Annotated in this window: 4 protein-coding genes; all 4 read left to right on the top strand. The window is 71.8% G+C overall.

What is annotated here, in order from left to right; all coding sequences use genetic code 11:
• Positions 1 to 538 (top strand): glycine reductase (locus VKN16_28140; GenBank protein ID HME98094.1); only part of this gene is annotated, 538 nt, incomplete at its 5' end.
• Positions 535 to 1,728 (top strand): CoA transferase, encoded by a 1,194-nt coding sequence (locus VKN16_28135; protein HME98093.1) that lies wholly within the window; start codon positions 535 to 537, stop codon positions 1,726 to 1,728. The genes VKN16_28140 and VKN16_28135, both read left to right, overlap by 4 nt.
• A 25-nt stretch (positions 1,729 to 1,753) precedes the next feature.
• Positions 1,754 to 2,773, top strand: a complete 1,020-nt coding sequence (locus VKN16_28130; GenBank protein HME98092.1) for an alpha/beta hydrolase — start codon at positions 1,754 to 1,756, stop codon at positions 2,771 to 2,773.
• A 13-nt stretch (positions 2,774 to 2,786) separates the two neighbouring features.
• Positions 2,787 to 3,002 (top strand): gamma-glutamyltransferase (locus VKN16_28125; GenBank protein ID HME98091.1); only part of this gene is annotated, 216 nt, incomplete at its 3' end.

Here is a 3,002-nt window from a genome sequence, read left to right as displayed (position 1 = left end):
CGCGGCGGGGCGCATCGGCAGCCTGACCACCCGCTTCCACGGGGCGCCGACCAACCGTAGCCACCGGGTGACGATGGAGACCGACGCGCCCGAGCTGCTGCGCCGCTGCCGGGAGGACGGCGCCGACGCGGCGGTCCTGGTCCCCAGCTGACCGGTCTGCCACCAGACCGTGAGTCTGGCCGCGCGCCACCTGGAGGCCAACGGCATCGCCACCGTGATCATGGGCTGCGCCCGTGACATCGTCGAGCACTGCGGCGTCCCCCGGTTCGTGTGGAGCGATTTTCCGCTCGGCAATTCGGCGGGCCGGCCGTTCGACCGCGAGTCGCAGATCCTCACGCTCGAGCTGGCGCTTCGGCTGCTGGCGGGCGCCCCGGCGGCGCGGACCACGGTGGCGTCGCCGCTGGCGTGGACGAAGGATCCGGGCTGGAAGCAGAAGTACCTCGACGCGGGCAAGCTCTCGCCCGACGAGATCGCGGAGCGGCGCAAGGAATTCGACGTCGTGAAGGCGGTGGCCAAGGCCAAGCGCGAGGCGTCGTGAGCAAGCCGTTCGCGGGCGTCCGGATCCTCGACTTCACGCGCTACCTCGCCGGTCCCTACGGCACCTACCAGCTGGCCCTGCTGGGCGCCGACGTCATCAAGATCGAGTCCCACGAGGGTGACGAGACGCGCCTCTCGCCCGCCGACCGCACGTGGGCCGAGCGCAAGATGGCGCCCTCGTTCCTCTCGATGAACGGTAACAAGCGATCCATCACGCTGGACCTGCGCCGCCCGGAAGCGATCGAGATCGTCAAGCGGCTGGTGGGAAACGCGGACGTGGTCTGGGAGAACTTCCGCGGCGGGGTCATGGATCGGCTCGGCCTCGGCTACGAGGCGCTCTCCGCGATCAATCCACGGCTGATCTACTGCGGCGTCTCCGGCTTCGGGCGCACCGGGCCGGAGAGGACCACCGCGGCCTTCGACGGCAAGCTGCAGGCGATGTCCGGGATCATGTCCATCACCGGCGAGCCGGCGGCGGGCCCCACTCGCGCCGGCTTCGCCCTCTGTGACACCATCGGCGGCATCACCGCGGCGCTGGCGGTGGCGAGTGCCCTCTACCAGCGCACCCACACCGGACGAGGGCAGCTGGTGGACGTGGCCATGCTGGACGCGGCGCTGGCCTTCATCGCGGGGCCGGTGTCCGAGTACACGGTGGCCGGGGTCGAGCAGCGGCAGATCGGCAACGGGTCGGTGAGCCGCAAGCCCACCGCGAGCCGGTTCCGCTGCGGTCGTGGATACATCGTGCTGGCCGTCCTCACCGAGAAGCAGTTCGCCGGCCTGATGAAGACGCTCGGGCGCGCCGACGCGCTGACCGATCCGCGCTTCAAGGACTGGCCGGCCCGCACCGCCAACGAGCCGGCGCTGCGGCAGATCATCGAGGAGGCGCTGGCCGTCGACGATCCGCGCACCTGGGAGGCCCGGCTCACCGCGGCCGACGTGCCGTGCGGGTCGATCTGGAAGATCCACGAGATCGTGGATCACCCGCAGCTCGAGCACCGCGACGTGCTGCAGACCATCGACTCGCGCTACGGCCCGATGCGGCTGGTCGGCGCCGGCTTCCGCCTCGAGCACGGCGGCCCCGGGATCGATCGAGAGCCGCCGACGCTGGGCGAGCACACCGACGAGATCCTGGGGGAGGCCGGCTTCTCGGCGGAGGAGATCGCGCGGCTCCGGCGCGACGCGGTCGTGTGAGCGCTTCTCCCCGATGAGGCTCCCGGTGTCGGAGGGCGTCGCCAAGACGGACCGGCACACCACGTTCTATCTGGAGGCGGGGGCCGCCGACGGCCCGCCGATCGTGTTCGTGCACGGCTGGCCCGAGCTGTCGCGCTCCTGGCGGCATCAGCTGCCGTGCTTCGCCGATCTCGGCTTTCGCGCGGTGGCCCCCGACATGCGCGGCTACGGCCGATCCGGCGTGTACCGACGCCACGAGGACTACGCCCTCGAGCACGCGGTGCGCGACATGATCGAGCTGCTCGACGCCCTCGGCCGCGAGAAGGCGATCTGGGTCGGCCACGACTGGGGCAGCCCGGTGGTCTGGAGCCTGGCGAGCCATCATCCGGGGCGCTGCTGGGGTGTGGCCAATCTGTGCGTGCCGTATCTCGCGGCCGGCTTCGCCCCGAGGAACCTGCTCCCGCTCGTGGACCGATCGATCTATCCGGAGGCGGAGTACCCGGCGGGGCAGTGGGAGTACATGCTCTTCTACGAGGAATCCTTCGACAAGGCCCGCGCCGCGTTCGACGCCGACCCGCGCGCCACCGTCAAGGCCCTCTTCCGCAAGGGCAGCCCGGCCGGCAAGGGCAAGCCCTCGCGCACCGCCACCGCGCGCCGCGACGGCGGCTGGTTCGGCGGTGCCGGGCGCGCGCCCGACCTGCCTCGCGATCCCGATCTGGTCACCGACGAGGATCTGGACGCCTACGCGGCCGGGCTCGCCCGCCACGGCTTCTTCGGCCCGGACTCCTGGTACATGAACGGCGACCGCAACGTGGCCTACGCGGCGCGGGCCCGCGACGGCGGCCGGCTGAGCCTGCCCGTCCTGTTCCTGCACGGCGAGTACGACTACACGTGCGAGACGGTCCACTCCCGGCTGGCCGAGCCGATGCGGCGGGATTGCTGTGACCTCACCGAGGTGGTGGTGCCGTCGGGGCACTGGATGGCCCAGGAGAAGCCCCGCGTGGTGAACGCGGCGCTCGCGAAGTGGATCGCCACGAAGCTGCCCGACGTCTGGCCCACGCCCTGACGGAGCGAACGCGATGACGGAGAAGCGGCCGGCGACGGCGTCACGGGGCATGGTCGTCACCAATCACCCGCTGGGCTCGGCGGCGGGCGCCGAGATGCTCGCGGCGGGCGGCAACGCGGTGGACGCGGCCATCGGCGCCCTCTTCGCGCTGACCGTGGTGGAGCCGATGATGGTCGGCATCTTCGGCGCGGGCATGACCCAGCTGCGGCTGGCCGACGGCCGGCATCTC

This window comes from Candidatus Methylomirabilota bacterium (assembly GCA_035315345.1).
Lineage (GTDB): Bacteria > Methylomirabilota > Methylomirabilia > Rokubacteriales > CSP1-6 > CAMLFJ01.
Note: the sequence above shows the minus strand (reverse complement) of the source record. Positions and strands in the feature narration are given on the sequence as shown.